General features: G+C 68.8%; 24 protein-coding genes. 16 read left to right on the top strand and 8 right to left on the bottom strand.

The genetic code is table 11. The features are described from left to right. Window positions 1–50 precede the first annotated feature (50 nt). The 4 genes from ACQPYM_RS35015 to ACQPYM_RS35000 all read left to right on the top strand — a co-directional run bounded on the left by ACQPYM_RS35015 (window position 51) and on the right by ACQPYM_RS35000 (window position 2,514). Window positions 51–1,049, top strand: a complete 999-nt coding sequence (locus tag ACQPYM_RS35015) for an ABC transporter ATP-binding protein (protein ID WP_433009316.1) — start codon at window positions 51–53, stop codon at window positions 1,047–1,049. Continuing rightward, on the top strand, window positions 1,046–1,507 hold the full coding sequence (locus ACQPYM_RS35010) for an ABC transporter permease (RefSeq protein WP_433009313.1): 462 nt from the start codon (window positions 1,046–1,048) through the stop codon (window positions 1,505–1,507). The genes ACQPYM_RS35015 and ACQPYM_RS35010 overlap by 4 nt, the downstream gene beginning before the upstream one ends. After that, window positions 1,486–1,779 (top strand): ABC transporter permease, encoded by a 294-nt coding sequence (locus ACQPYM_RS35005; RefSeq protein ID WP_433023456.1) that lies wholly within the window; start codon window positions 1,486–1,488, stop codon window positions 1,777–1,779. The genes ACQPYM_RS35010 and ACQPYM_RS35005 overlap by 22 nt, the downstream gene beginning before the upstream one ends. Before the next feature lie 150 nt (window positions 1,780–1,929). Then, a complete protein-coding gene (locus ACQPYM_RS35000) occupies window positions 1,930–2,514 on the top strand; it encodes a hypothetical protein (protein ID WP_433009310.1) in 585 nt (194 codons plus the stop codon). Between the two features lie 432 nt (window positions 2,515–2,946). On the opposite strand, the gene ACQPYM_RS34995 is transcribed toward ACQPYM_RS35000, so the two are convergent. From ACQPYM_RS34995 to ACQPYM_RS34980, 4 genes are all read right to left on the bottom strand, one after another. Beyond that, window positions 2,947–5,301: a glycogen debranching protein gene (locus ACQPYM_RS34995; RefSeq protein ID WP_433009308.1), complete on the bottom strand. Its 2,355-nt coding sequence runs from the start codon at window positions 5,299–5,301 to the stop codon at window positions 2,947–2,949. Window positions 5,302–5,735: 434 nt separating this feature from the next. Continuing rightward, the gene (locus ACQPYM_RS34990) at window positions 5,736–6,746 is read right to left on the bottom strand and encodes a LacI family DNA-binding transcriptional regulator (protein ID WP_433009305.1); all 1,011 of its coding nucleotides are present in this window, start codon (window positions 6,744–6,746) and stop codon (window positions 5,736–5,738) included. Between the two features lie 122 nt (window positions 6,747–6,868). After that, window positions 6,869–7,696 carry an LLM class flavin-dependent oxidoreductase gene (locus ACQPYM_RS34985; protein WP_433009302.1) on the bottom strand — a complete coding sequence of 276 codons (828 nt, stop codon included), beginning with the start codon at window positions 7,694–7,696 and terminating at the stop codon, window positions 6,869–6,871. 68 nt (window positions 7,697–7,764) lie between these two features. Beyond that, on the bottom strand, window positions 7,765–8,505 hold the full coding sequence (locus tag ACQPYM_RS34980; protein ID WP_433009299.1) for an SDR family NAD(P)-dependent oxidoreductase: 741 nt from the start codon (window positions 8,503–8,505) through the stop codon (window positions 7,765–7,767). Between the two features lie 227 nt (window positions 8,506–8,732). Between ACQPYM_RS34980 and ACQPYM_RS34975 the strand changes: the two genes are divergently transcribed. The 4 genes from ACQPYM_RS34975 to ACQPYM_RS34960 are packed head-to-tail and all read left to right on the top strand — an operon-like array spanning window position 8,733 to window position 11,886. Then, window positions 8,733–10,193, top strand: a complete 1,461-nt coding sequence (locus ACQPYM_RS34975) for an AlkA N-terminal domain-containing protein (protein WP_433009296.1) — start codon at window positions 8,733–8,735, stop codon at window positions 10,191–10,193. 1 nt (window position 10,194) lies between these two features. Next, on the top strand, window positions 10,195–10,761 hold the full coding sequence (locus ACQPYM_RS34970) for a GNAT family N-acetyltransferase (RefSeq protein ID WP_433009293.1): 567 nt from the start codon (window positions 10,195–10,197) through the stop codon (window positions 10,759–10,761). Then, window positions 10,758–11,243, top strand: coding sequence for a methylated-DNA--[protein]-cysteine S-methyltransferase (locus tag ACQPYM_RS34965; protein WP_433009291.1), 486 nt, complete (start codon window positions 10,758–10,760; stop codon window positions 11,241–11,243). The genes ACQPYM_RS34970 and ACQPYM_RS34965 overlap by 4 nt, the downstream gene beginning before the upstream one ends. A gap of 46 nt (window positions 11,244–11,289) precedes the next feature. After that, window positions 11,290–11,886, top strand: a complete 597-nt coding sequence (locus ACQPYM_RS34960; RefSeq protein ID WP_433009288.1) for a YdeI/OmpD-associated family protein — start codon at window positions 11,290–11,292, stop codon at window positions 11,884–11,886. A 9-nt stretch (window positions 11,887–11,895) separates the two neighbouring features. Here the strand turns inward: ACQPYM_RS34960 and ACQPYM_RS34955 are convergent, their stop codons facing one another. Next, window positions 11,896–13,107: a cation:proton antiporter gene (locus tag ACQPYM_RS34955; RefSeq protein WP_433009285.1), complete on the bottom strand. Its 1,212-nt coding sequence runs from the start codon at window positions 13,105–13,107 to the stop codon at window positions 11,896–11,898. 1 nt (window position 13,108) lies between these two features. Continuing rightward, window positions 13,109–13,585: a cation:proton antiporter regulatory subunit gene (locus ACQPYM_RS34950; RefSeq protein ID WP_433009282.1), complete on the bottom strand. Its 477-nt coding sequence runs from the start codon at window positions 13,583–13,585 to the stop codon at window positions 13,109–13,111. A gap of 148 nt (window positions 13,586–13,733) precedes the next feature. On the opposite strand from ACQPYM_RS34950, the gene ACQPYM_RS34945 reads away from it, so the two are divergent. The 5 genes from ACQPYM_RS34945 to ACQPYM_RS34925 all read left to right on the top strand — a co-directional run bounded on the left by ACQPYM_RS34945 (window position 13,734) and on the right by ACQPYM_RS34925 (window position 20,539). Then, entirely contained in the window at window positions 13,734–14,279 is a 546-nt protein-coding gene (locus ACQPYM_RS34945) for a PadR family transcriptional regulator (protein ID WP_433009279.1), read from the top strand. Window positions 14,280–14,435: 156 nt separating this feature from the next. Further along, window positions 14,436–16,445, top strand: a complete 2,010-nt coding sequence (locus tag ACQPYM_RS34940; RefSeq protein ID WP_433009276.1) for an FAD-dependent oxidoreductase — start codon at window positions 14,436–14,438, stop codon at window positions 16,443–16,445. 180 nt (window positions 16,446–16,625) lie between these two features. Then, window positions 16,626–17,450 (top strand): ABC transporter ATP-binding protein, encoded by an 825-nt coding sequence (locus ACQPYM_RS34935; protein ID WP_433009273.1) that lies wholly within the window; start codon window positions 16,626–16,628, stop codon window positions 17,448–17,450. A 21-nt stretch (window positions 17,451–17,471) separates the two neighbouring features. Next, window positions 17,472–18,446: an ABC transporter substrate-binding protein gene (locus tag ACQPYM_RS34930; protein ID WP_433009270.1), complete on the top strand. Its 975-nt coding sequence runs from the start codon at window positions 17,472–17,474 to the stop codon at window positions 18,444–18,446. Then, window positions 18,443–20,539: an iron ABC transporter permease gene (locus ACQPYM_RS34925; RefSeq protein WP_433009267.1), complete on the top strand. Its 2,097-nt coding sequence runs from the start codon at window positions 18,443–18,445 to the stop codon at window positions 20,537–20,539. Before ACQPYM_RS34930 ends, ACQPYM_RS34925 begins: the two co-directional genes overlap by 4 nt. A gap of 22 nt (window positions 20,540–20,561) precedes the next feature. On the opposite strand, the gene ACQPYM_RS34920 is transcribed toward ACQPYM_RS34925, so the two are convergent. Beyond that, window positions 20,562–21,131 carry an HhH-GPD-type base excision DNA repair protein gene (locus tag ACQPYM_RS34920; protein ID WP_433009264.1) on the bottom strand — a complete coding sequence of 190 codons (570 nt, stop codon included), beginning with the start codon at window positions 21,129–21,131 and terminating at the stop codon, window positions 20,562–20,564. A gap of 130 nt (window positions 21,132–21,261) precedes the next feature. On the opposite strand from ACQPYM_RS34920, the gene ACQPYM_RS34915 reads away from it, so the two are divergent. The 3 genes from ACQPYM_RS34915 (at window position 21,262) to ACQPYM_RS34905 (ending at window position 24,119) form a co-directional block, all read left to right on the top strand. Then, window positions 21,262–21,852 (top strand): TIGR03086 family metal-binding protein, encoded by a 591-nt coding sequence (locus ACQPYM_RS34915; RefSeq protein ID WP_433009262.1) that lies wholly within the window; start codon window positions 21,262–21,264, stop codon window positions 21,850–21,852. A 75-nt stretch (window positions 21,853–21,927) separates the two neighbouring features. After that, window positions 21,928–23,532, top strand: a complete 1,605-nt coding sequence (locus ACQPYM_RS34910) for an FAD-binding oxidoreductase (RefSeq protein ID WP_433009259.1) — start codon at window positions 21,928–21,930, stop codon at window positions 23,530–23,532. Then, on the top strand, window positions 23,529–24,119 hold the full coding sequence (locus tag ACQPYM_RS34905) for a TetR/AcrR family transcriptional regulator (RefSeq protein WP_433009256.1): 591 nt from the start codon (window positions 23,529–23,531) through the stop codon (window positions 24,117–24,119). The genes ACQPYM_RS34910 and ACQPYM_RS34905 overlap by 4 nt, the downstream gene beginning before the upstream one ends. On the opposite strand, the gene ACQPYM_RS34900 is transcribed toward ACQPYM_RS34905, so the two are convergent. Further along, window positions 24,094–25,284 (bottom strand): FAD-dependent monooxygenase, encoded by a 1,191-nt coding sequence (locus ACQPYM_RS34900; RefSeq protein WP_433009253.1) that lies wholly within the window; start codon window positions 25,282–25,284, stop codon window positions 24,094–24,096. The two genes, ACQPYM_RS34905 and ACQPYM_RS34900, sit on opposite strands and share 26 nt — an antisense overlap. Window positions 25,285–25,312: the final 28 nt, after the last annotated feature.

Below are 25,312 nucleotides of genomic sequence, written 5' to 3'. Positions count from 1 at the left end.
TGCTTGCGGCGCCCAGGCACGCACCTCGCGGCAGCGGAGAAACGGCAACGATGGAAAAGTATCGAGGCCGCTCCTCCGCCACCGCGATGCACGCACCTGAACACCGCAATCACTCAAACAACTTCGGACACAGGGCACTAGTCGTCGTCACCAACCTTCGCAAGACCTATGGCACCACCGTCGCCGTCGACGACGTCTCGCTGACCGTCCGGGAGGGAGAGATCTTCGGCATCCTCGGTCCGAACGGGGCCGGCAAGACCACCACCGTCGAGTCGATCGCCGGGCTCCGTACGCCGGACGGCGGCACCGTCCGAGTAGCCGGCCTCGATCCGCGCAAGCGACGGGCCGAGCTCACCTCGCTGGTCGGCGTCCAGTTGCAGGCCAGCGAGTTGCCGGAGCGGATCAAGGCCCGCGAGGCGCTTCAGTTGTACGCGTCGTTCTACCCCAACCCGGCCGACCCGGACGAGCTGCTCGAACGGCTCGCGCTGACCGGCGTACGCGACACCGCGTTCGGCAACCTGTCCGGCGGGCAGAAGCAGCGGCTGTCGATCGCACTGGCGCTGATCGGCAACCCGAAGATCGCCATTCTCGACGAGCTGACCACCGGCCTGGACCCGCAGGCCCGGCGGGACACCTGGGAGCTGGTCAAGCAGATCCGCGACTCGGGCGTGACGATCATCCTGGTCACGCACTTCATGGCCGAGGCGGAGTACCTGTGCGACCGGATCGCCATCATCGACGCCGGCCGGGTCGTCGCCCTGAACACTCCGGCCGGGCTGGTCGACGCGGCGCGCGGCGGGGAGCGGATCAGCTTCCGGGTCCAGGGCGAGCTCGACGAGACCGTCCTGAAAGCCTTGCCGGCGGTCGATTCGGTCACCTACGAGACCGGCCGATTCGTTGTCACGGGCAACTACAATCTGTTGGTCGAGGTGGTCACCGAACTGGCCGCCCGCGGTCTCCCGCCCCGCGACCTGCACACCGAACAGACGACCTTGGACGACGCGTTCCTGGCCTTGGCCGGCCGGGACTTCGAAGGAGCGAACCGATGAGCCAGACCGTCGCACTGACCCGGATCGAGACCAAGCTGTTCCTGCGGGAATGGGTCGGGCTGTTCTTCATCTTCGCCCTGCCGGCCGGGCTGCTCACCATCTTCTCGCTGATCAACACCGGCGACGGCAACGGCAGCGACAACGGCGTACCGGAGAGCTTCCTGCCCACCATGGCGATCGGGATCGGCATCGGCATCCTCGGGATGGCCAGCTTGCCGGGGGTCCTGGCCGGCTATCGCGAGAAGGGTGTGCTCCGGCGGATGTCGACGACGCCGGTCCGTCCGGTGAAACTGCTGATCGCGCAGTTGCTGCTGCACGTGGCCGCCGGAGTTGCCGTGATCCTGGTGATCCTCGGCCTGGGCAGCTTGGCCTTCGGCGCCGAACTGCCGGCTTCGCCGCTGCCGTTCGCCCGTCCGCGCTGCTCTTCACGGTGGCGATGCTGTCGATCGGCGTACTGATCGCCGGACTCGTCCCGACCGCCAAGGCCGCCAACATCGCCGGCAACCTGCTGATCTTCCCCAGCATGCTCTTCGCCGGTGTCTGGACACCGGGCGACCTGATGCCCGAGTCCATCCGGTGGCTCCGCGACATCACCCCGATGGGCGCCGGCATGACCGGCATGCAGGATGCCTGGTCCGGTCAGTGGCCCGGCCTGGAGAACGTCGCCGCCCTGCTCGCCGTGACGGTTGCCTGCGTCGCACTGGCCGCCCGCTTCTTCCGCTGGGAGTAACAATTCGACCAGCAGGGCAGACAATTCGACCAGCGTGCAAGGGCGGCAACGCTTCTCCTGCTGGTAGGGCGAGTTTGCCGCCAGGTCACCCGAGTGTCGAGCTGGGCCGGAATGGTGCCGTTCCATCCAGATCCTTCTCAGGAGGCGAAGATGGCAGTTCGTTCCAGCAATCGGGCTCGTCGGCTGGTCGCAGTACTGGCCGCTGGGCTGTTCGCTCTCGGCACCGGGGTCACCGCGGCGGGTGCGGCCCGCACGCCGCAGCCCACCGGGTACGCCGCGCAGGTCCAGGAGGCCGGGTTCACGGCGAAGCAGGCGAAGGAACTCCAGGCTCGGGTAGACCAGGTGATCGCCGAGGACGGCGGCACCCAGATCGCGCCGAACAAGGTGCTGTGGAAAGACGGCAAGGGTGACACCACGATCCCGCTGCCGGGTGAGACCAGGGCACGTGACCTGAACCAGTCGCCGGCCGCCCTCGCGGCCTGGCCGTACGGCTGCAACTACTACAACCTCTGCCTCTACGAAGGCGGGGACTTCACCGGCCTCAAGGGCTCGCTCTACGACTGCCGCGAGTACTACGTGCCGTACTACTTCGAGTCCTACGTCAACAACCAGACCCGGGGCACCGTCGGCGCCTTCCGGAACTCCAGCCACGGACACATCGCCTTCACCCGGGCCGCTCCTTCAAGCGCTCGCTACGACTACGGAACCACCACGTACTACGTGCAGCCCTGCTGATCGTTTCACTGCGGTAGGTCACCGGCGGCCGAGGTTATGCACAGGGGGTGTGTATAACCTCGGCCGTTTCTGTGGATGGGTAGCGGATCGCTGTGGACGACACGCGGTGGGTCGCGACTTAACGGAATCTCTGTGGAGGAAAGGGTTGTGCGGCGTTCGCCAGGGGAGTAGAAATGTCGACACGCTGCTCTTTCCGGAGCGGTGGGTCGAGCGGAAACCGAGGCCCCTGGCGGTGGGGATCCCCACCGAGGTAGACCGGTGACGGGGTCTGCCGGACCCCACGGATCCGTTCGGGAAGCTGGAGACGTCACCTTCCTTCAGCTCTTGTGGGCCCCTCCGACTCATACTCGGAGGGGCCCACTTCTTTCCGTGCATAACGGAACCGGCCGGTGCACCATTCAGTGCACCGGCCGGCCTTGTCGGGGGTGGGTCTCAGCGAAGAGTGACCCGCAGCATCGCGTGCGGCCCCCGAGCGGCCACCCGCACCTCAGTACCCCGCGCCGTCGTCACCAACTGGTACTGCGCCGCGCGACCGTCGAGCGCTACCGAACCCACCTTCGCGCCCGCGGGCAGCACCGCGCCGACCGTCATGGTTGCCCGCAGCCCCTTGCTGCGGACATCGGTCCGAAGTTCCTTACCCACAAGGGATGCTGAGACGTCGACAGAGCCACGGCCGAGCCGGATGTTGCTCCCGGCTACCTTCTGCTGCCCGGCCGGAAGCTGCGGGACGACGGCCACCTTCCTGTGCCCGAGATCCGGGTCGACCCCGAGCTGCTGGTGCACGACCGGCCACAGGACGCCGTATGCGCCCCAGGCCTGCAGGGCCATCGAGCGGTCGGTGAACGGCCGGTCGATGTTCGCCGGGGCGTCCGGTGACGGCGCGATCTCCGGCATCGCGCCCGGCGTCTCCCAGACCTTCGGGTCCAGCTGGATCCGCGCGTTGCCGGTGGTGTAGACCTGCTGCTGGTTCTTGCCGAGCCGTCCGAAGTTGCCCTCGGCAACCGCCATGATCGAGGTGTTGAGCGAGAAGATGGCGCGCTCGCTCTTCACGGCCGAGACGACGGTGTCGCACGACGGGCCTGGGTTGCCCGCTGGATCAGCGGTCGGTCCGGTGCCGGTGTGGAACAGTCCGAATTCGCCTGTGTAACAAGGCTTCTCGCGCTGGTCGAGCGCGATCTTGGCGTGCTCGGGAGAGGCCAGGGGAGTGGTCGGCTGCCCCGGGCGGACCAGCTCGGCCTCCATCGGGGTCACGCCGGTCCAATGCCGCTGGAAGATCGGCGTGTTGTCGTTCGCGGGGTTCGCCGGGTCGTCGATCGAGTCGGCGTACCCGAAGGCCTTCTCGACCCACCACTGCGACTCGAACCGCTTCTCCACGTCGATCGCCTTGGCCGTCGCCCACCGCTGGACCGGCCCGTCGTGGCGCGATGCCGCCAGGTCCGCGAGATCGCGCAGACCGCGGGCGAGGTACACGGTGCTGTCGAGCTTCTCCGAGCCCATCCCACTACGCTCGACGTTCGCGAGGCCTTCGAGCCAGCCGTCGCTGTCCCTGTCCAGGTCGCGGTAGACGTACTTGAGGTTGCGCACGCTGAAGTCGTACATCTCGTCGCGGAACCGGTTGTCACCCGTCCATCGCCACAGCAGCGCGACGGCACTGGGGAACTTCACCGTCTCGTCGGTGTTGCCCGCGCTGGTGTTGGAGCCGAAGTACACGTCCCCGGTCGGCATCACCTCGTGCGCGACCTTGCCGCTGCGGTTGTTGAGCAGGTCGCTCACGTCGCGCAGGGCCCGCAGGTGTTCCTTCACCGTGTCGAACTGGCCGGCCGCCACCGCGGCGTACGCGGTGTACTCGCCGTCGGTCGCGAACAGCCACGGGTAGTCGGGGAAGCCGGCGCCGAACCAGCGCGCGGTGTCGACGGTACCGACCGGTGCGGGGTACGCCTTGCCTTCGTTGACGTCGCGGATCTGCAGGTTGCGCGCTTCCTGGACGGAGTCCGCGAGGTTCTGCTTGCTCCACTCGACGCTCTGCTGCAGTAGCCGGTCACCAGGCAGGTCCACTGTCGTCATCGCGTCGATCGCGGCCCGGCTCTTCTTCTTTGCCTGCAGCAACTTCTCGGGGTTGCTGATGGCCCGCTTGTACTCGCGTTGCGCTGCGGCCTTGCCGTCGTCTGATCCAGCGACGGCGAACCACACTGTCGTCGTACGGCCGGGCTTGAGGTCGACGGTGTAGGTGAGGCGTCCGCCGGTGCCCTTGCCGAAAACGCTGTCGTCGCAGTGCGCGGGTGGAGTGCCTTCGGCTGGGCAGACGACCGCTGGGTCCTGCGGTCCGCGATGGTTTGCGCCGAGTGCGTGTGCTGTCGGGCGACGGGACGAGCCGACGATCGCGTTGTAGTCATGCGCGGCGGCGTTGGGCACTGGCGGGGTGCCCTGGTCGCGGAACCGCAGCGTGCCGTCGGCGTACGAGCCGCTGTCGGGCAGGTTCATCTGGCCGGCGTTGGGGGTCGTCCAGCCCCACGGGTAGGCCGGCATGAGCTCGGAGTGCGCGTCGACGTCGAGCTTGACCGTCTTCGCCTTGCTGGACTTGAGAGTCAGACCGACGAGCGTCGCGCGGATGCCGTCGGGCACGAAGTCGGTGCGCTCAACGCTGACGGTACTCGGGTAGCTGATCCGCTGGTACCCATGCCCACTCGTGTACTTCGCAGCCGCAACATCCTTCCCGAGCCAAGCCCCGTCCACCCCAAACCAGATCCCGTCCAGCAGTTTGATCGGAGGAGTCCAGATCCCACCCATCTCCCCGCGCGTATGCCACCCGGTAGCCGGATACAACCCGTTCTCGGCCCCCATCGCATAACCCCGATCCCCCACCACCAAAGACCGCCGATCCCCCAACCGGCTGGACTCGGACAGCTCAGTGCCCTGCACCCCAGAGCCATGCCGCGCTCCAACCGCGGATCCGGCGGCCTGCGGCGCCACGGGCTCAGTGCCCTGCACTCCGGAGCCATGTCGCGCTCCGGTCAGGTCAGCTTCAGAATTCGCCAGTACTCCGGTGCCCGACCCTGGACCACGGTCGGCCGTTGACCCTCCGGCGGACGCGATGGACGGGATCCCGCTGATCGCAAGGACAGTAGCCGCGGCGATCAACCCACCCGCACCGGCGTACCGTCGTCTGGTTGGTCTTCTGGTTCGTCCGACAGGGCGGAGTGTCATGACGTTTCTCCTTCGTGTCAGCCAGGTGCTGAACTGCCCCTGACTACTAGCTCCGGTTGCAGGAGTCGTTCGGTGGCGCCGGCCTGAGCCGGCGTCGTGAGGATGTCGATCAGCTCGGTGGCGATCTGGTCCATCGGCTGCCGGATGCTGGTCAGCGCAGGAGACACCACCGAAGCAAGCGGTGAGTCGTCGAACCCGGTGACGGCTACATCCACGCCGGCAGTGAGCCCACGCCGGGTGAGTTCGCGTAACGCGCCGAGGGCGAGAATGTCGCTGATGGCAACGATCGCGTCGATCCCGGGATCCGCGTCGAGCAGTTCCGCAGTACCGCGGGCACCTTCGTCGATGGTGTCCTCAGGGCAGTGGAAGGCCAGCTCGCGACCAGCCGGAAGCCCGAGCTCGCGGCAGGCGCTCTGCCACCCGGTCAGCCGGTCCTCCGCGAGTCCGGAGGTTTTCGGCCAACTGAGGAAGCCGATCCGGCGCCGCCCGGTCTCGTGCAAATGGCGGACCGCGGCCGCACATCCGCCGGCCCCGTCGACGTCGACCCATGGGCCAGGCTGGGTGGACTGCTTCCAGACCCGGCCGAACGAGACGAACGGGATCTGCTGCTCCTTCAGCCAGCCGTGCCGCGGATCGTGCGTCTCGGTCTGCGACAGCACGAACCCGTCCACGAGGCGACGCGCGTGCAGGTCCTCGTACACCGGCATGCCCTCGACCCCGACCGGGGCGGTGAACAGCAGGATGTGCCGCCCGCTGCTCTCGGCCGAGGCGCAGAGCGCGTGCAGGAACTGGTCCATCACCAGATGCGCCTGCCCGTTCGGCCAGCTGGGGACGCAGTACCCGATCAGCTCGACGGCGCTGGTCCGCAGACTGCGCGCGATACGATTGGGCCGGTAGTTGAGCAACTCGATCGACCGCGTCACCCGCCGGAGGGTGTCCGGCCGGAGTCGGTGGGGTGCGTTCAGCGCGTTGGAGACGGTCTGCACCGAAACCTCCGCATGAGCCGCAACCTGCTTCAGCGTAGCCACGACAAACCCCCTCCGCTGCACCTGAGGACGAGCGTTTTAACGTTCAAACGCCATCGCAGTCTCACCCCAACTGCTTTCCCTGTCAACGGTTGGTGCCCAGGTCCGGAGCTCAGGACCAGAACTCAGGTCAGGTTGGGCGGGCCCGCCCGGAGGATGGCCTCGGCTTCATGGCGAGGCCCCGGCGCGATCCACCGCCCCCACCAGGTCGCCCCCGCCGCAGCGAACTCCGCGGCATCCCCGCCGCTCACCTTGACGTCGAAACGGCCCGGATCGGCGGCAAACCCGACGGCCCCCGGTACGACGAACGCCGCCCGCTCCGCGAGCAACAGGCGAACATCGTCCGGGGTCAGCTTCTCCGGTGCGGCCGGGGTGCCTTTGTATGCGCAGCATCCGTCCCAGCGAAGGATTCTGCGGCGGACCGCGGGAACGAGAAGGTTGCCGCCGACCCAGATCGGAATGCGTGGCTGCTGAACCGCCCGAGCGGTTAACTGCGCACCATCGAGCCGGTAGTGCTTGCCCTGGAAATGCACCGGCTGCCCGGACCAGAGACGGGAGATGATCTCCAGGGCCTCGTCAAGCTTCTCTGCCAGTACCCGGGCAGAGGTGGGCTGGTCCCAGAGATCGTTGGGATCGCCGATTCCGACGCCCAGGACGAAGCGGCCGCCTGACAAGTGGTCCAGTGCGACAGCTTCGGCGGCGAGCTTCCACGGATGACGACGGGGCACCGGGGTGACCGTCGTACCGAGGGTGATTCGTGAAGTTGCGGTGGCCATCGCGGCCAGGCAGATCCAGGGGTCGTAGGTCGGCTGGGACGCGTCGCCCTGGTAGGTCAGGTAGTCCTCCAGAAAGACGGCGTCCCAGCCACAGTCCTCGGCCATCCGGGCGAGTTCGCCCAGGCCGCGGGGATCGCGACCTGGACCAACCGCTCCGAAAGTGACAGAGAAACGCATGCCGCCAAGCTAGCCAGGCGGACCGACAGTTTTGCCAGGCGGACCAGGCGGGCGGACCGACAGTTCTGTCAGGCGGAGTGACCGCCGTCGATGGTCAGTTCGGTGCCGGTGACATAGGAGGCGGCCGGGCCGGCCAGGTAGACGACGGCTGCGGCGACCTCGTCAGGGGTGCCGAACCGGTCGAAGGCGAGGTGCGCGCGCTGCGCTCCGGCGTACGGGCCGTCGGCCGGGTTCATCGCGGTGTCGGTCGGGCCGGGCTGGACGACGTTCGAGGTGATGCCGCGGGCGCCGAGATCCCTGGCGAGGCCCTTGTTCATCCCGACCACCGCCGACTTGCTCATCGCGTACAGGCTCATCCCCGGGCCGGCGTTGCGCTCGGCGATGCAGCTGCCGATGTGGATCATCCGCCCACCGTCCGCCAGCACGCGGGACGCCGCCTGCGCCGCGACGTACGGGCCGCGGACGTTGATCGCGAGGACCCGGTCGAGCTCCTCGAGCGCGACGTCGTCGATCATCCCGACCGACCCGACGCCCGCGTTGTTGACGAACAGGTCGAGCCCGCCCAGTACTTCGTGCGCGCGGGTGACCGCCGCGGCGACCGCGCCGGCGTCCGCGGCGTCGGCCTCGATCGCGAACCCGCGCCGTCCGGCCGCCTCGATCTGCTTGACCACCGCGGCCGCATCGTCCGGCGAACTGTGGTAGGTGATCGCGACATCGGCGCCCCGGTCGGCCAGCGCGACGGCCACCGCCGCACCGATCCCGCGGCTTCCGCCGGTCACCAGTGCCAGCTTGCCAGTCAGTTCAGTCATCGCTCGGTACCACTTTCTCGTTGTCCGGTGGGGTCTTGACTGACTCCAGTTCACCGGCCCGGGAGCCGCCGGGCTGGCGGAAATGCGGCACCGGATCCTGAGGTCGCATTTCCGCCACGTCGGGACCGGCGCTCGACGCGCTGAGCACTTCGATGGCGTATTTCCGCTAGAAACTGTCGGTGCCGGCAGGGATGCTGGGGGACGTGTATGAATGCGTCGAGCGATGCGTGCGAGCGGTCCAGTCGAAGGACGCGCGGTTCGACGGCTGGTTCTTCACCGCTGTCCTGACCACCAAGATCTACTGCCGGCCGAGCTGCCCGGTGGTGCCGCCCAAAGTCGAGAACATGCGGTTTTACCCGAGTGCCGCGGCCGCCCAGCAGGCCGGGTTCCGCGCCTGCAAGCGATGCCGGCCGGACGCCAGCCCGGGGTCGCCCGAGTGGAACGACCGGGCCGACCTGGTCGGGCGCGCGATGCGGTTGATCGGCGAAGGCGTGGTCGACCGCGACGGCGTACCGGGCCTGGCTGCCCAGCTCGGCTACAGCGTTCGGCAGGTGCAGCGGCAGTTGCAAGCCGAGCTCGGGGCCGGGCCCCTCGCACTTGCTCGGGCACAGCGGGCCCAGACCGCGCGGCTGCTGATCGAGACCAGTTCGCTGCTGCTCGCCGATGTCGCTTTCGCGGCGGGCTTCTCGAGCGTGCGGACGTTCAACGAGACGGTGCAGGAGGTCTTCGCGTTGTCGCCGAGCGAGTTGCGCGCCAGGGCCAAGCGCCCGAACGCGAGCGCCACTCCTGGCACGATCTCGCTGCGCCTCCCGTTCCGCCAGCCGCTGACGCCGGACAACCTGTTCGGGCACCTGATCGCGACCGGCGTACCGGGGGTGGAGGAGTGGCGTGGTGGTGCTTATCGCCGGACGTTGCGGCTGCCGCACGGGCATGGTGTGGTCGCGCTGCGGCCGATGCCGGATCACATCGCCTGTCAGTTGTCGCTCACCGATCAGCGCGACCTGGCGATCGCGATCAGCCGCTGCCGCCGGATGCTCGATCTCGACGCGGATCCGGTCGCGGTCGACGACCTGCTCGCGACCGATCCCGTGCTCGCGCCGCTGATCGAGAAGGCGCCGGGCCGGCGAGTGCCGCACACGGTCGACGGGGAGGAGTTTGCAGTACGGGCTGTGCTCGGGCAGCAGGTGTCGACGGCTGCTGCGCGGACTCATGCGAGCCGGCTTGTGCAGGCTCACGGTGATCCCATCGACGACCCGGGTGGCGGCCTGACGCATCTGTTCCCGCGGATGGAGTCGCTGGCGGAGCTCGACCCCGAGACGCTCGCCTTTCCGAAGTCCCGGCGTACGACCCTGACCACCCTGATCGCCACCCTGGCCGCGGGGGAGATCGACCTCGGAGCGGGGAGCGACTGGGACAAGGCTCGCGAGCAGTTGGCGGCGTTGCCCGGCATCGGCCCGTGGACGGTCGAGTCGATCGCGATGCGCGCGCTCGGCGACCCGGACGCCTTCGTGGCCAGCGATCTGGGCATCAAGTACGCCGCCCGCGAGCTAGGGTTGCCGGAGGCACCCAAAGCGCTGACGGCGCACGCGCGGGCCTGGCGGCCGTGGCGCGCGTACGCCGTGCAGTACCTGTGGGCGACCGGCGACCACGCCATCAACAAGATCCCTGCCGTCGAGATCGCGGAGTGAGATGACAGCCCCGAACCACCGCCCTGAGTTGATCACCGACCGCCTGCTGCTGCGGCAGTGGAAGGACAGCGACTACGAACCGTTCGCGGCGATGAACGCCGACCCCGTCGTGATGGAGCACTTCCCGGCGCTGAGCACCCGGGCCGAGAGCGATGCCGTGATCGAGCGGGCCGAGGCGTTGTTCGCCGAGCGCGGCTTCGGGCTGTGGGCGGTCGAGGTCAAGGAGACCGGGCAGTTCATCGGGTTCACCGGCCTGGCGGTGCCGCGCTTCGAGGCACACTTCCTGCCGGCCGTCGAGATCGGCTGGCGCCTGGCGAAGGATGCCTGGGGCAACGGTTATGCGACCGAGGCGGCGCGCGCTTCGCTGGCGTACGCGTTCGGGCCGGCCGGGCTGGAGGAGCTGGTCTCGTTCACCGCCACGACGAACAAGCCGTCCCAGCGGGTGATGGAGCGGATCGGCATGACGCACGCCGAGGACTTCGACCACCCGCGGCTGCCGGCCGGTCATCGGCTGCAGCGGCACGTGCTCTACCGGATCAGCCGAGCGCAGTGGGAGTCCTCGCAGTGACGTACGCGGTGATCGACAGTCCGATCGGACCGCTGACTCTGGTCGCGGCCGAGAGCGGGGAGCTGGCCGGCCTCTACATGGAGAAGCAACGGCATCTTCCACCAGTGGAGACCTTCGGGTTGCGTGACGACTCGATCCTGGCGACGGTCAAGCAGCAGTTGGCGGAGTACTTCGCGGGCGAGCGCACCACCTTCGACGTACCGCTCAAACTGACCGGCACGCCGTTCCAGCAGCGCGTGTGGGAGGCGTTGCAAGACATCCCGTACGGCGAAGTCACGACGTACGGGCAGCTCGGCGCCTCACTCGGACTGGTGCCGGGCGCCTCGCGAGCGGTCGGGCTGGCCAACGGGAAGAACCCGGTCAGCATCATCGTGCCGTGCCACCGGGTGATCGGCTCGACCGGCAGCCTGACCGGGTACGGCGGCGGGCTGGATCGCAAACAGCGGCTGCTCGACCACGAACGGGCCGACGTACTTTTCTGAACAAAGTGCTCATTGGGTGAGCACTTATCGGGTGCATGCTGTTCCTATGAGCACACAGGTCAAGGCCAAGCAGGTAGTCACCGACGACGAGGCGTTCGAGCCGGCGACGGTCGAGGAGTGGCGCGCGTGGTTGCGGCAGAACGGGCGGACCGAGCGGTCGGTGTGGGTCATCGTGCGTCGCGACGGACGTGGCATCAACCTGGCCGAGGCGGTCGAGCACGCGCTGTGCTTCGGGTGGATCGACAGCAAGACGCTGCGGCGCGACGACAGCAGCACCTACCAGACGTTCACGCCGCGCAACCCGCGCAGTACCTGGAGCCAGATCAACCGCGACCGCGTCGAGAAGCTGCTCGCCGCTGGTCTGATGGAGGCGCCCGGTCAGGAACTGCTCGACCTCGCCCACCGCACCGGCACCTGGGACTGCCTGGCCGAGGCGCAGAACGGCGTGATCCCCGCCGACCTCCAGGCAGAGCTCGACCGGTCCGAGGAGGCCGCGAAGAACTTCGCCGCCTTCCCGCCCTCGTCCAAGCGCCGCATCCTCGAATGGATCGCCCTGGCCAAGCGCCCCGAGACCCGCCTCAACCGAATCACGCAGACCGTCGAACTAGCCGCCGTCGACCAGCGAGCGAACCACCCCCGCTGACAGCCAGTTTCAGCTGGTGGTGTTGACGGGGTCGTCCAGGCGTTCCCGCAGTGGTGGGTCTTGCGGCTTGCGGCGGTTGGTGATCCTCCGGGCGACCGGTTCGGTGAAGCGGGCGGTGAGAGGGCCGACGATGACCAGGATCAGCACGTACGCCGTCGCCAGCGGTCCGAGGCGTGGTTCGACACCGACGGCCAGCCCGGCGATCACGATCGAGAACTCACCTCGCGCCACCAACGTCCCGCCGGCGCGCCAGCGACCAGCGGCCTTCACCCCGGCCCGGCGCGCGGCGTACCAGCCGGTCGCGATCTTTGTCAGCGCGGTCAGTACTGCGAGCGCCAGTGCGATCCCCAGCACCGGCGGAATGTCGGCCGGATCCGTGCTCAACCCGAAGAAGACGAAGAACACCGCGGCGAACAGATCCCGCAACGGGCTGAGCAGATTGCGCGCACCCTTCGCGACCTCACCCGACAACGCGATCCCGACCAGGAACGCCCCGACCGCGGCCGACACCTGCAGCTGCTGCGCGATACCCGCGACAAGCAGCGTCAGCCCGAGTACGACGAGCAGCAGCATCTCGGGGTTGTCCGAGGAGACGGCCCGGCTGATCACCCGGCCGTAGCGCAGGGCAACGAACAGGACGACGCTCACTGTGCCGAGCGAGATCAGCAACGTCACGCTGCCGCCGGCCAATCCGACGCCGGCCAGGAGCGCGGTCAGGATCGGCAGATAGACCGCCATCGACAGGTCTTCCAGGACAAGGATCCCCAGTACGACGGGGGTCTCGCGGTTGCCCAGCCGACCGAGATCGCCGACCACCTTCGCGATCACGCCCGACGACGAGATCCAGGTGACGCCGGCCAGCGCCACGGCCGCGACCGGTCCCCAGCCCAGCAGCAGCGCAACAGCCGCGCCGGGCAACGCGTTCAGCAGGAAGTCCACCACACCGGACACGTACTGCGTCTTCAGCGTGCCGACCAGATCGGCCGCCGTGTACTCGAGCCCGAGCAGTAACAGCAGCAGGATGACGCCGATCTCGGCGCCGGTGGCAACGAATTCCTCCGAGGCTGCCAACGGCAACAAGCCACCGTGCCCGAAGGCCAGCCCGGCCAGCAGATAAAGGGGAATCGGCGAGAACCCGACCCGGCCGGCGATCCGGCCGAGGATGCCGAGGGCAAGCAGTACCGCGCCCAGCTCGATCAGCAGGGCTGTGGTGTTGTGCATCTCAGCCTCCCGTGATCAGCTCGGCGACGGCGTCGACACCCTCGCGGGTACCGACCACGACGATCATGTCGCCGGACGCGAATCGGAAGTCCGGAGCCGGCGACGGCACCGCCCCGGTCCGGCGCAGCACCGCCACGATCGACGCGCCGGTCCGGCTGCGGGCCTGGGTGTCGCCGAGCGTGCGGCCGGAGTACGGGGAACGGCCGGTGATCGGGATCTGTTCGGTGACGAGGTCGATCTCGATGTCGCCGTGCAGCGGTTCGATCGGGGCAGGGATCAGCAACCGGCCGAGCGCGGTCGCCTCGGCCGGGTCGAGCGGCACGCTGTTGAGGCAGCTGTCGTCGTCCGCCGGATCGTGAAAGCCCAGGAACCGCCGGCCGTCGGTGTGCACCACCAGCGAGACGTGCTTGCCGCCGTCGGTGGTGAGGTCGTACCGGGTGCCGATACCCGGCAACGTGGTCCTGGTCGGGTGGTCCATGGAAATTCTCCGCTCCCCGCAATAGCTGGCGTCTGCAACCATTCTCCCGTATCCGGCCAACCGCAGGAGCGCTCAGTGCCGGCGTGGACGTGTGAAGTGGGTTGCAATCAGGTGCAGTGCAACTCGTTGCATAGGTATGGTCTGCCGCATGGCCCTTGAGCACGCGATTCTCGTCTCGCTGACCGAGCGCGCCGGGTCCGGTTACGAGCTGGCCCGCCGCTTCGACCGGTCGATCGGCTACTTCTGGCCGGCCACCCACCAGCAGATCTACCGGGTCCTGCGCCGGATGGACGAGGCCGGCTGGGTGACCCACCAGGAGATCGCGCAGGACGGCCGCCCGGACAAGAAGGTCTACGAGGTCTCGGAGGCCGGCCGGGAAGAGCTCACCCGCTGGCTGGCCGAGCCCGTCGAACCGGCGATCCTGCGCGACGGGCTGGGGGTGAAGTTGCGAGGGGCGTCCCTCGGCGACACGTCCGCAGTACTGCGGGAAGTCGAGCGGCATCGGGCCGACCATGCCACCCGACTCGAGGTCTATCGCGGCATCCAGCGACGAGACTTCCCGAAGCCCGGCAAGCTCAACGGCCGTGAACTGCACCAATACCTCGTCCTGCGCGGTGGCATCCGTGCGGAGGAGTCCTTCGTGGCCTGGTGCGACGAAGTCATTCAGGCGATGCGATCGGAGCGCACCTCATGAGCGAGCGTAGCGAGCGAACAAATGACACAGCCGAGCTCTCGCTCGTGCCGGAGCCGAGTGCCAGCGAGGCGAAGGCATGAGCGAGCGTAGCGAGCGAACAAATGACACAGCCGAGCTCTCGCTCGTGCCGGAGCCGAGCGCCAGCGAGGCGAAGGCATGAGCGAGTACCCGCACCTGCTGGCCCCGCTGGACCTCGGCCACGTCACCCTCAAGAACCGGGTGATCATGGGCTCGATGCACACCGGTCTCGAGGACCGCGCCAAGGACCTGCCCAAGCTCGCCGCGTACTTCGCCGAGCGGGCTCGCGGCGGCGTCGGCCTGATCGTCACCGGCGGCTACGCCCCGAACCGGACCGGCTGGCTGACGCCTTTCGGCTCGAAACTGACCTCGCGCCGGGAGGCCCGCGGGCACCGTCTGGTCACCGATGCAGTGCATGCCGAGGGCGGGCTGATCGCTCTGCAGATCCTGCACGCGGGGCGCTACGCCTACCACCCGTTCAGCGTCTCGGCGTCGGCCTTGAAGGCGCCGATCAACCCGTTCAAACCGCGCGCGCTGTCGGATCGGGGCGTCCGGCGACAGATCGCGGCGTACGTCGATTGCGCCGCGCTGGCTCGCGAAGGCGGGTACGACGGCGTCGAGATCATGGGATCCGAGGGATACTTCATCAACCAGTTCCTGGCCGAGCGGACCAACAAGCGCACGGACCGGTGGGGTGGCAGCGCGGAGAACCGGCGCCGGCTCGCCGTCGAGATCGTCCGGGGCATCAGGCAACGGGTCGGTCCGGACTTCCTGATCATCTACCGGCTCTCGATGGCCGACCTGGTCGAAGGCGGCCAGGACTGGGACGAGGTTGTTGCACTGGGCAAGGAGATCGAGGCGGCCGGCGCGTCGATCATCAACACCGGGATCGGCTGGCACGAGGCGCGGGTGCCGACCATCGTCACCTCGGTACCGCGCGCTGCGTTCACCTCGATCACGGCGTCGTTCCGGCCGCACGTGCAGATCCCGGTGGTGACCTCGAACCGGATCAACCTGCCGCAGGTCGGCGAAGAGGTGCTGGCGCGCGGCGACGCGGATCTGATCAGCATGGCCCGCCCGTTCCTGGCCGACCCGGAGTGGGTGCTCAAGGCAACTAGTAACCGGGCGGACGAGATCAACGTCTGCATCGCCTGCAACCAGGCCTGCCTGGATCACGTCTTCGCCAAGCGCAAGGCGAGCTGCATGGTGAACCCGCGCGCCGCCCGCGAAACCGAACTGGTGCTGCTACCGACCCGTCGTACCCGCAGGATCGCCGTCGTCGGCGCTGGTCCCGCTGGACTGTCCGCCGCGGTGACCGCCGCCGAACGCGGTCACGAGGTCGAACTGTTCGAAGCCGACAACGAGATCGGCGGCCAGTTCGGCATCGCCCGGCGAATCCCCGGCAAGGAGGAGTTCGCCGAAACCATCCGGTACTACGAACGCCGCCTCGAGCTGACCGGCGTGAAGGTCCATCTCGGCCACCGCGCCGTCGCCGCCGACCTCCAAGGCTTCGACGAGGTGATCCTCGCCACCGGGGTCGTCCCGCGCATCCCCACGATCCCAGGCATCGACCACGAGAAGGTCCTGTCGTACGTCGACGTCGTCCGCCACGGCCGCCCGGTCGGCAAGACGGTCGCGGTGATCGGCGCGGGGGGAATCGGCGTGGACGTGAGCGAATTCCTCACCACTCTGGACTCACCGACCCTGGATCTCACCGCCTGGAAGGCCGAATGGGGTGTCACCGACCCGCGCTCAGCACCCGGCGCCCTCACCAAGCCGCACCCCGAACCGTCCCCCCGCCAGGTCTTCCTGCTCCAGCGCAAACCCGGCAAGATCGGCGCCGGCCTCGGCAAAACCACCGGCTGGGTCCACCGCGCAGCCCTGAAGAACAAGCAAGTCGAACAACTCACCGGCGTCAACTACGAACGCATAGACGACGAAGGCCTCCACCTGACCTTCGGCCCCGACCACAAGAACCCTCGAGTCCTCCCCGTCGACACCATCGTCATCTGCGCCGGCCAAGAACCCGTCCGCGACCTAGCCGACGCTGTAACCACCGCCCACCTGATCGGCGGCGCCGCCCTGGCCACCGAACTGGACGCCAAACGAGCCATCTCCCAAGGCACCGAACTAGCCGCAACCCTCTGACCCATTTCGGCGGTCAACCCCCGAACTTGTGGGTTGCCACCTCGGATTCCCGGGTGGCAACCCACAATCTGAGGGGTTGACCGCCGAAATGGTCGCGGGCCGGGAGGGGGCAAGCTGTAGTCGGTTGGTTGCTGGTTGTGAGGCTGACATTCGTTGTTAGGTGAGGCTATCCTTCGGGCCATGCAGGAGTCTGTGGGGCTGGCTGGGGTTGGGCTTTGTCTCGGGTATCACGGGAAGCAGGTGGTGGACGGGGCCTCGTTGGAGGTTGCGCCTGCCGCTGTCACCGCGCTCGTGGGCCCGAACGGTAGTGGCAAGTCGACGCTGCTGCGTGCCCTGGCTCGGTTGCACAAGGCGGACGCGGGGGACATTGAGTTCCCCGGTGGCGAGTCGGCGCTTGCCTTGTCGTCCAAAGAGTTCGCGCGTCGTGTGACGCTGCTCTCACAGTCGCGGCCGACCCCGAACGGGGTCAGTGTTCGCGACGTCGTCGGGTACGGCAGGCATCCGTACCGCGGTCGCTGGCGGCACGACGATCCCGATGGCAACCGGGCGATCAACCACGCGATGGACGTCACCGGTGTTACCGCAATGGCCGAGCGGGCCGTCGACGAACTGTCCGGTGGCGAGCTCCAGCGCGTCTGGCTGGCCACCTGTCTGGCGCAGGACACCGGCGTCCTGCTGCTCGACGAGCCGACCACCTTCCTCGACCTGCGCTACCAGATCGAGATCCTCGACCTGATGCGCGACCTGGCCGACGACCACGGCGTTGCCGTCGGCGTCGTGCTGCACGACCTGAACCAGGCCGCCGCCGTCGCGGACCGGATCGCGCTGCTGGACAAGGGCACGATCCGCGCCACCGGTACGCCGGCCGAAGTACTGCGGGCGGACGCGTTGTCCGAGACCTACGGGATCCGGATCGAGGTCAGCACCGACTCCTCGACCGGCCTGGTCAGCACGCAACCGGTCGGCAGGCATCTGCAACGACCAACCCTTCAGAAGATTCACTGAACTACACCGACTGAGGTCCTGATGAAACGAGTCACCGCCCTGGCCGCTGCCGTTCTGGCACTGGCTCTCACCGCCTGCGGTACCAGCGAGAACGTCGCCGCGCAGGCGAACAGCAGCGCGACGGCCCAGCCGGTCTCCGTCACCGACGCGCGGAACAAGAAGATCGACCTCAAGGCGCCCGCCGTCAAGGTGGTCGGTCTGGAGTGGGGTGTGGTCGAGAGCCTGATCACCCTCGGCGTGATGCCGGTCGGCGTCGCCGACACCAAGGGGTACAAGGCCTGGGTGAGCGCCGAGAAGCTCGACGACTCGGTCAAGGACGTCGGTACCCGCGGTGAGTCCAGCGTCGACGCGATCGTCGCGCTGAACCCGGACCTGATCATCACCACCACCGACGAGTCGCCCGCCGCGATCGCGCAGATGGAGAAGGCGGCGCCCGTGCTGGTCGTCCGCGGCGCCGACGCGAAGAACGCGATCCCGCAGATGAAGTCGATCGTCGAGCTGATCGGCCAGGCCGTCGGCAAGACCGAGCAGGCCAAGACGGTGCTCGCCGACTTCGACAAGTTGCTTGCCGAGGGCAAGCAGAAGATCGCCGCCGCGGGCAAGGCCGGTACGCCGTACACGATGGCCGACGGGTACAAGGAAGGCAGCACGATCTCGATCCGGATGTACACGTCCGGTTCGCTGCTCGGTGCGGTCGCCAACGAGCTGGGTATGAAGAACGCCTGGACCGCCGCCGGCGACAAGGACTACGGCCTGGCCTCGACCGACATCGAGGGCCTGACCAAGCTGAAGGACGGCGAGTTCCTCTACATCGCCAACGACGCCGACGGCGGCGACGTGTTCGGCGCGGACCTGGCCAAGAACGCGATCTGGAAGAACCTGCCGTTCGTGAAGAGCGGTAACGTGCACCGGCTCGCCGACGGCATCTGGATGTTCGGCGGACCGAAGTCGACCGAGCAGTTCATCGACGCGACGGTGCAGGCAGTCACCTCTTGACCCAGCTGACCGCGCCGCGGCAGGACGTCACCACCGCGCCGCTGGAACCGGTACGCCGGGTGCGGGTGGCGGGCGTGTTCGCCATCGCGTTCGTCGCGCTGGTGCTGCTGGCGGCGATCCACCTGACGCAGGGCACGTCCTCGGTGAACGCCGGGGACCTGCTCAGGCTGGCGATCGGCCAGGGCACCGACAACTCCGCGAACGTGCTGGTCGCGTCGCGGCTGCCCCGGCTGCTGGCCGGGGTACTGGTCGGGTTGGCGCTGGGAGTTGCGGGCGCCGGACTCCAGTCCCTCGCCCGCAATCCGCTCGCCTCGCCGGACACGCTTGGCGTGAACGCGGGTGCCTACCTGGCAGTCGTGGTGTTCGCCGCTTTCGGGATCTCGCTCCCGACGCTCCCGTCCGGCGGGGTTGCCTTCCTTGGCGGGTTGGCGGCCGCAGTACTGGTGCTGGGGCTGTCGGCGGGTGGGACCGCCGGCCCGACCCGGTTGATCCTGGCAGGGTCGGCTGTTGCGATGGCACTGGCCGGGCTGACGACGCTGTTGCTCTTGCTGTACCGCGAGCAGACCATCGGCACGTTCGCGTGGGGGAGCGGCACGCTGGTGCAGACCGACCTCGACGCGGTCCAGCAGATGGCGCCGATCGTTGCCCTTGGCATCTTCTGCGCGATGATGCTGGCGGGGAAGCTGGACATCCTTGCCCTGGGCGACGACACGGCAGCCGTGCTCGGTGTCCGGGTTCGCCGGACCCGCGTGCTGATCACCCTGGTGACGGTGCTGCTGTCGGCCGCGGCGGTCACTGTCGCCGGTCCGGTGGGGTTCGTCGGCCTGGTCGCGCCGGTACTGGTCCGGTTGATCGCTCCGCTCGTCCCCGGCCTGATGCGCCACCGGGTGCTGCTGCCGCTGTCAGGGCTGGCCGGCATTCTCGTGGTGCTCGCGTCAGACGTCGTACTGCGGGCGATCCTCGGCGGTCAGGCCGGGGTGGAGATCCCGACCGGCATCATGACCATGCTCGTCGGCGCGATCGTGCTCGTCTGGCTGGCTCGCCGGTTCCGCGACTCCGGTCCCAGCCGGCAACAGGCCGGTGGTGCGGGTGGTGGGCTGCGGACCCTGCGGACGTTCTGGATCGTCACCGGCACGCTGACCGTGCTTCTCGTCGTCGCCTTCGTCTTCGCGATGCTCGCGGGTGACGCGTTCCTGCGCACCGGCGACATCGTCAACTGGATCAACGGCCGCTCCGGCCGCGCGATCACCTTCGTGCTCGACCAGCGCTTCCCCCGCGTACTGTCGGCCGTCCTGTGTGGAGCTGCGCTCGCGATCGCCGGCGCCACCGTGCAGGCCGTCTGCCGCAATCCGCTGGCCGAGCCGGGCATTCTCGGCATCACCGGTGGCGCCGGGGTCGGCGCCGTCATCGTCCTGCTGGCCGTCCCGGCGGCCGGGATCTGGCTGCTGTCCGGCGTCGCCGCGGCGTCCGCACTGGCCACCTTCGCGCTGGTCTATCTGGTCTCCTGGAGGGGTGGGCTCAGTTCGGACCGGTTGGTGCTGATCGGGGTCGGCGTCTCGTCGGCGACGACCGCGATCATCACCTTCGTCATCATCTACACCGACCCGTGGAACATCGCCCTAGCGATGACGTGGCTGTCCGGCAGCACGTACGGACGGACCTTGCCGCAGGTGATCCCGGTCGCGGCCGCGCTACTGGTCCTCACGCCGGTGATCGTCTGGGCCCGCCGTGAACTAGACCTGCTCTCGTTGGACGACGACATCCCGCGCATCCTCGGCGTACGGCTGGAGCGGACCCGGCTGATCGCGCTGGGCGGTGCCGCGCTCATGACGGCTGCTGCTGTCTCGGCGATCGGGGTTGTGGGCTTCGTCGGTCTTGTTGCTCCGCATGCTGCGCGGGCCCTCGTGGGTGGACGGCATGCACGGTTGCTGCCGGTCGCGGCGCTGCTGGGCGCAGTACTGGTGAGTGTCGCGGACAGCCTCGGGCGGACGCTGCTGGCGCCGGCACAGATCCCGGCGGGGCTGCTGACCGCCCTGATCGGCGCTCCGTACTTCGTCTACCTGCTCTGGCGGACGCGCGCCGTAAAACTCTGAGCGACTGGCCGCCCGAGGTGTGTCAGCCGGCGGCGGCTTTGGCGGCGGCTTTTTGTTCTTGCTTGAACTGGCGGACCTTGAGGAGTGAGTCGGCGTCGACGACGTCGGCCACCGAGCGGTAGCCGTCCAGGGCGTAGTCGCCGGCCACGGCCTCCCAGCCGGGCGGGCGGACGCCGAGTTGTTTGGCCAGCAGCGCGACGAAGATCTTCGCCTTCTGCTTGCCGAAGCCGGGCAGTTCCTGGACCCGCTTGAACAACTCCTGCCCGGTGGTCGCCTCAGTCCACAGCCGCGTCACGTCACCGTCGTACTTCGACTCGACCAGCGCGGCCAGCTCCTGCAACCGGGCCGACATCGAGCCGGGGAACCGGTGAATGGCCGGCGGTTGGCTGCAGAGTTCCTTGAACGCCTCGGGCTCGGCCGCGGCGATGGCGGCCGGGTCGAGGTTGCCGAACCGGCTCAGCACCTTCCAGCCACCCCGGAAGGCGTGCTCCATGCCGTACTGCTGGTCCAGCATCATGCCGACCACGACAGCGAACGGATACTCGTCGAGGACCTGGTCGGCGGCCGGTTCGTTAGCGATCTGGAAGCCCATGCCGCCGATTCTCGCACCACCAGGGCCGCGGGTTAACCCGTGCGGCCGCGGCGATCCACGCCGAAAGCCGGGCGGGCCGGGGAATCGCCGCCTATGCTCAGCGAGGGCAGGACGACGTGGAGGAGCGCGGATGGACATCCGGGATCTGGATCGGCGGGCCGGCACGCTACTCGGCGAGGTGGTCATGCAGGTGCGGCCTGAGCACCTGTGGTTTCCCACTCCCTGCCCCGACTGGACGGTGCGCGGCCTGCTGCGGCACCTGGTCAGCGAGAACGAAGGCTTCGCCGCCGCGGCGATCGACGGCTCGGCCCCGGTCCAGGTCTGGACCGGCGGGCGGCTCGGCGACAACCCCGCGGGCGCCTACCGCCGCTCGAACGTCCGGGTCGCCGAGGCGTTCGCCGACGGCGGCGCGCTGGACCGGCCGATGGAGGTGCGCGAGTTCGGCACCTTCCCGCGCCGGGTCGCGCTCACCTTTCGGCAACTGGACTGCGTGGTGCACGCGTGGGACCTGGCGCGCGCCATCGACGCGCCGTTCGACCCACCGCGGGACATGGTGGAGATGGCGCTCACGCTGGCCCGCCGGATCCCCGACACCGACTCGACCCGCGGTCCCGGCGCGGCCTTCGAACGCAGCGTGAAGATCCCCGGCGACGCCTCCGACCTGGCCACGCTGCTCGGCCTGCTCGGCCGCAACCCCGACTGGATCTCGCCGCTCGACTGACCGACAGCCAATTGACTCGGCGGTAATTTACCGTAGAGTCAATTCACTGATCCGGTGTTCCGAGGGGGTAGGTCCGTGACGAGATCGTGGTGGGGCTGGGGAAACGTCGAGGACGCGGTGGCCGGCTCCGAGCGGGCGGCGCTCACCGAACGGGTGGCGGCGCTGCTGCCCGACGCGGACCTGACGGTGCACGAGCCACCCTCGACGGCCTCGCTGGAGGTCCCCGCGTCCCGGGTTCAGGCGCCGGCTCCGTTGGCCGCGCTGGCAGCGCAGGACATCGCCGATCGGGTCGCGCACGGACGCGGGCAGGCCTTCCGGGACGTGGTGCGCAACCTGCTCGGCCGCGTGAGCGACGTACCGGATCTCGTACTGCGGCCGGAAACCGAGCAGGATGTGTTGGCCATCATCGACTGGTGCGGCTCGGCCGGCATCGCCTTGATTCCGTATGGCGGGGGCACCTCGGTGGTGGGCGGCGTGGAGCCACGGAACTCCGCCGGCTACGCGGGTGCCGTCTCGCTGGACCTGGGGCGGCTTGACCGGGTCATCGAGATCGACCGGACCAGCCGGGCGGCGCGTATCCAGGCGGGCATCCTGGGGCCGGCGCTGGAGGCCGGGCTGCGGCCCGCCGGTCTGACCTTGCGCCACTTCCCGCAGTCGTTCGAGTTCTCGACGCTCGGCGGCTGGCTGGCCACTCGGGCCGGCGGGCACTATGCAACGGTCTACACCCACATCGATGACTTGGTCGAGTCCCTGCGGGTGGCGACCCCGGTCGGGGTCAGCGAGTCGCTCCGGCTGCCGGGCTCCGGGGCCGGTCCGTCGCCGGACCGGATGTTCCTCGGGTCGGAGGGCATCCTGGGGGTGATCACCGAAGCCTGGATGCGGGTCCAGGACCGGCCGCGCTGGCGAGCCGGCGCATCGGTGGTGTTCGACGACTACGGTCAGGCGGTCGCGGCGACCCGCACGATCGCCCAGTCGGGCTTGTTCCCCACGAACTGCCGGTTGCTGGACCCGGTGGAGGCCTTCCTCAACGCGGGCACCCAAAGCGCCGGCGGCGTACTGGTGCTGGGGTTCGAGTCCGCCGATCATCCGGTCGAAGAGTCGATGCGCCGGGCCGAGGCCATTTGCCGCGACCACGGCGGCCGGGCGCCCGACGGGATCAGCGTCACCGACTCGGCCGACGAGGCGGCCCGGCCGGGAGCGGCCGACACCTGGCGATCGTCGTTCCTGCGGATGCCCTATCAGCGCGACGCGCTCGCAGCGCAGTCGATGATCGTGGAAACCTTCGAAACCGCCTGTACCTGGGACCGTTTCGACGACCTGCGCGCTGCCGTCCTCGACGCGGCGATGGCCGCGTTCGCCGCCACCGGGACGGTCGGGGTGGTCAGTTGCCGCTTCTCGCACGTCTACCCGGACGGGCCGGCGCCGTACTTCGGTGTGTACGCCGCGGGACGGTGGGGGCAGACCGTCGAGCAGTGGGACGAGATCAAGATCGCCGTCTCCGAGGCCTTGGCCGGTAACGGTGCCACGATCACGCACCACCACGCGGTCGGCCGTGATCACCGCCCCTGGTACGACCGCCAGCGTCCCGACCCGTTCGCGGTCGCCCTCCGCGCGGCGAAGTCGGCCCTCGACCCGGCCGGCATCCTGAACCCGGGCGTCCTGATCGACCCGATCCGATGAGCCGGCCGGGCACTAAAGGTGTCCCGCGCGAGCAACGCGAACAGCAGATCCTCGAGATCGCCACCACCGAGTTCGGCAGCCGCGGGTACGCCTACACCTCGCTGACCGACATCGCCGCTGCCGCCGGAGTCTCCAAGCCGCTCATCTACACGTACTTCGGCTCGCGGGACGGCCTGCATGCGGCGTGCGTCCGGCAGGCGGGCAAGAAGCTCGTCGACGCTGTCGCCTCCGCTCAGAGCGTCTCGGGCGCCGACAAGGCGCTCGCGACGCTGACCGCGATCTTTCACGCTCTCGACGGGCACACGCAGAACTGGAAGCTCATCTACGACACCACGCTGCCCCGCCCGAGCGAGCCTTACGCGGTCGCCCGCAAGTACCAGGATGCTCTCAACAGGATGGGCGCGGAAGGCGTTGCGGAGGTTCTTGCCGGTAGCAACGATTCCGACGACCATTCGCTGCTGCTCGCGCTCTGGTTCAGCATCGTGTCCACCACGATCGGCTGGTGGAGCGAACACCCGGCCCAGACCCCGCAGCAGATGACCGAGCGCTGCCTCCGCTTGTTCACCGCCGTCCGGCAACCTGCTTGAGGGTGATGGCGTCGGGCTGGGTGGCGGCGAGCTTGGCGAGCAGGGGGCGGAACGGGCGGGACGTCATCAGCCGGGTCGAGGCGTCGCGCAGCCGGATCCCGATGGCGGTCATCGGCATCGCCATCTTGACCCCACCCGGCGGCAACTCCATCCGCTGCTCGACGTACGGCTGCAGTTCCCGTTGGTACGCCGGGAACGCGCGGGCGTGATCGCCTTGGTGCGCCGCGAGTTCGCCCGCCAGCACGTAGGCGCCGACCAGCGACAGCGCAGTACCGTGGCCGGCCAGTGGTGAACCGCAGTACCCGGCGTCGCCCAGCAGGACGATCCGGCCGCGCGACCACTCCGGTACGACGACGCGGCTGGTGGTGTCGAAGTAGAAGTCGTCCGCCTCGTGCAGCGCATCGAGCAGGTACGGGGCACGCCAGCCGACGCCGGTGAACGTCTTGGCGAGCAGGGCCTTCTGCTCGGTCTGGTTGAGCCGGGGGAGCAGCGGAGACCTGAAGCTGAGCAGGGCTTTCGCGTACTGCGGGTCGTGGTCCGGCCGCAGTCCGACCCAGCGGCCGCCCGGAGCCGAGTGGATCTTCATCCAGCCGTCGAGCGGCTCCGGGGTCTTGACGGTGAAGAACGAGCCGTAGCCGCCGAGGTGTTCGACGTACTGCGACTCCGGGCCGAACGCCAGCGACCGCACGCGCGAGTGCACGCCGTCGGCGCCGACCACCAGGTCGAAGCGACGCTCGGTGCCGCTGCGGAAGGTCACCTGTACGCCGGTGTCGTCCTGCTCGAGCTTGGTGATCGAGTCGCCGTAGAGGTACTCGACGCCGGTCGAGGTGGCGTCGAGCAGGATCTTCGAGAGGTCGCCCCGGAGGATCTCGATCTCGGCGACCGGGCCGGCACCGTCGAGGAAGTCGGCCGGCATCGCGGCGGTCCGGCGGCCGTCGGCGCGGACGTAGGCCAGGCCGCGTTCGTGCATCCGGCGGTCGAGGACGGCGGGCATCAGGCCCATCCGCTCGACCACCTCGCGGGCGATCCCGCGGATGTCGACGGTCTGGCCGCCGGGTCGCGGCGCCTCGGCGAGCTCGACGACGGTCGGCTCGAAGCCGGAGTGCCTGAGCCAGAAGGCGAGCGCGGGACCCGCGATCCCGGCGCCGGAGATGAGGATCTTCATGGTGGTTCCTTCCGTCGGGGTAGTGCAC

It is taken from the genome of Kribbella sp. CA-294648 (genome assembly GCF_050943845.1).
Classification (GTDB): Bacteria; Actinomycetota; Actinomycetes; order Propionibacteriales; family Kribbellaceae; genus Kribbella.
Note: the sequence above shows the minus strand (reverse complement) of the source record. Positions and strands in the feature narration are given on the sequence as shown.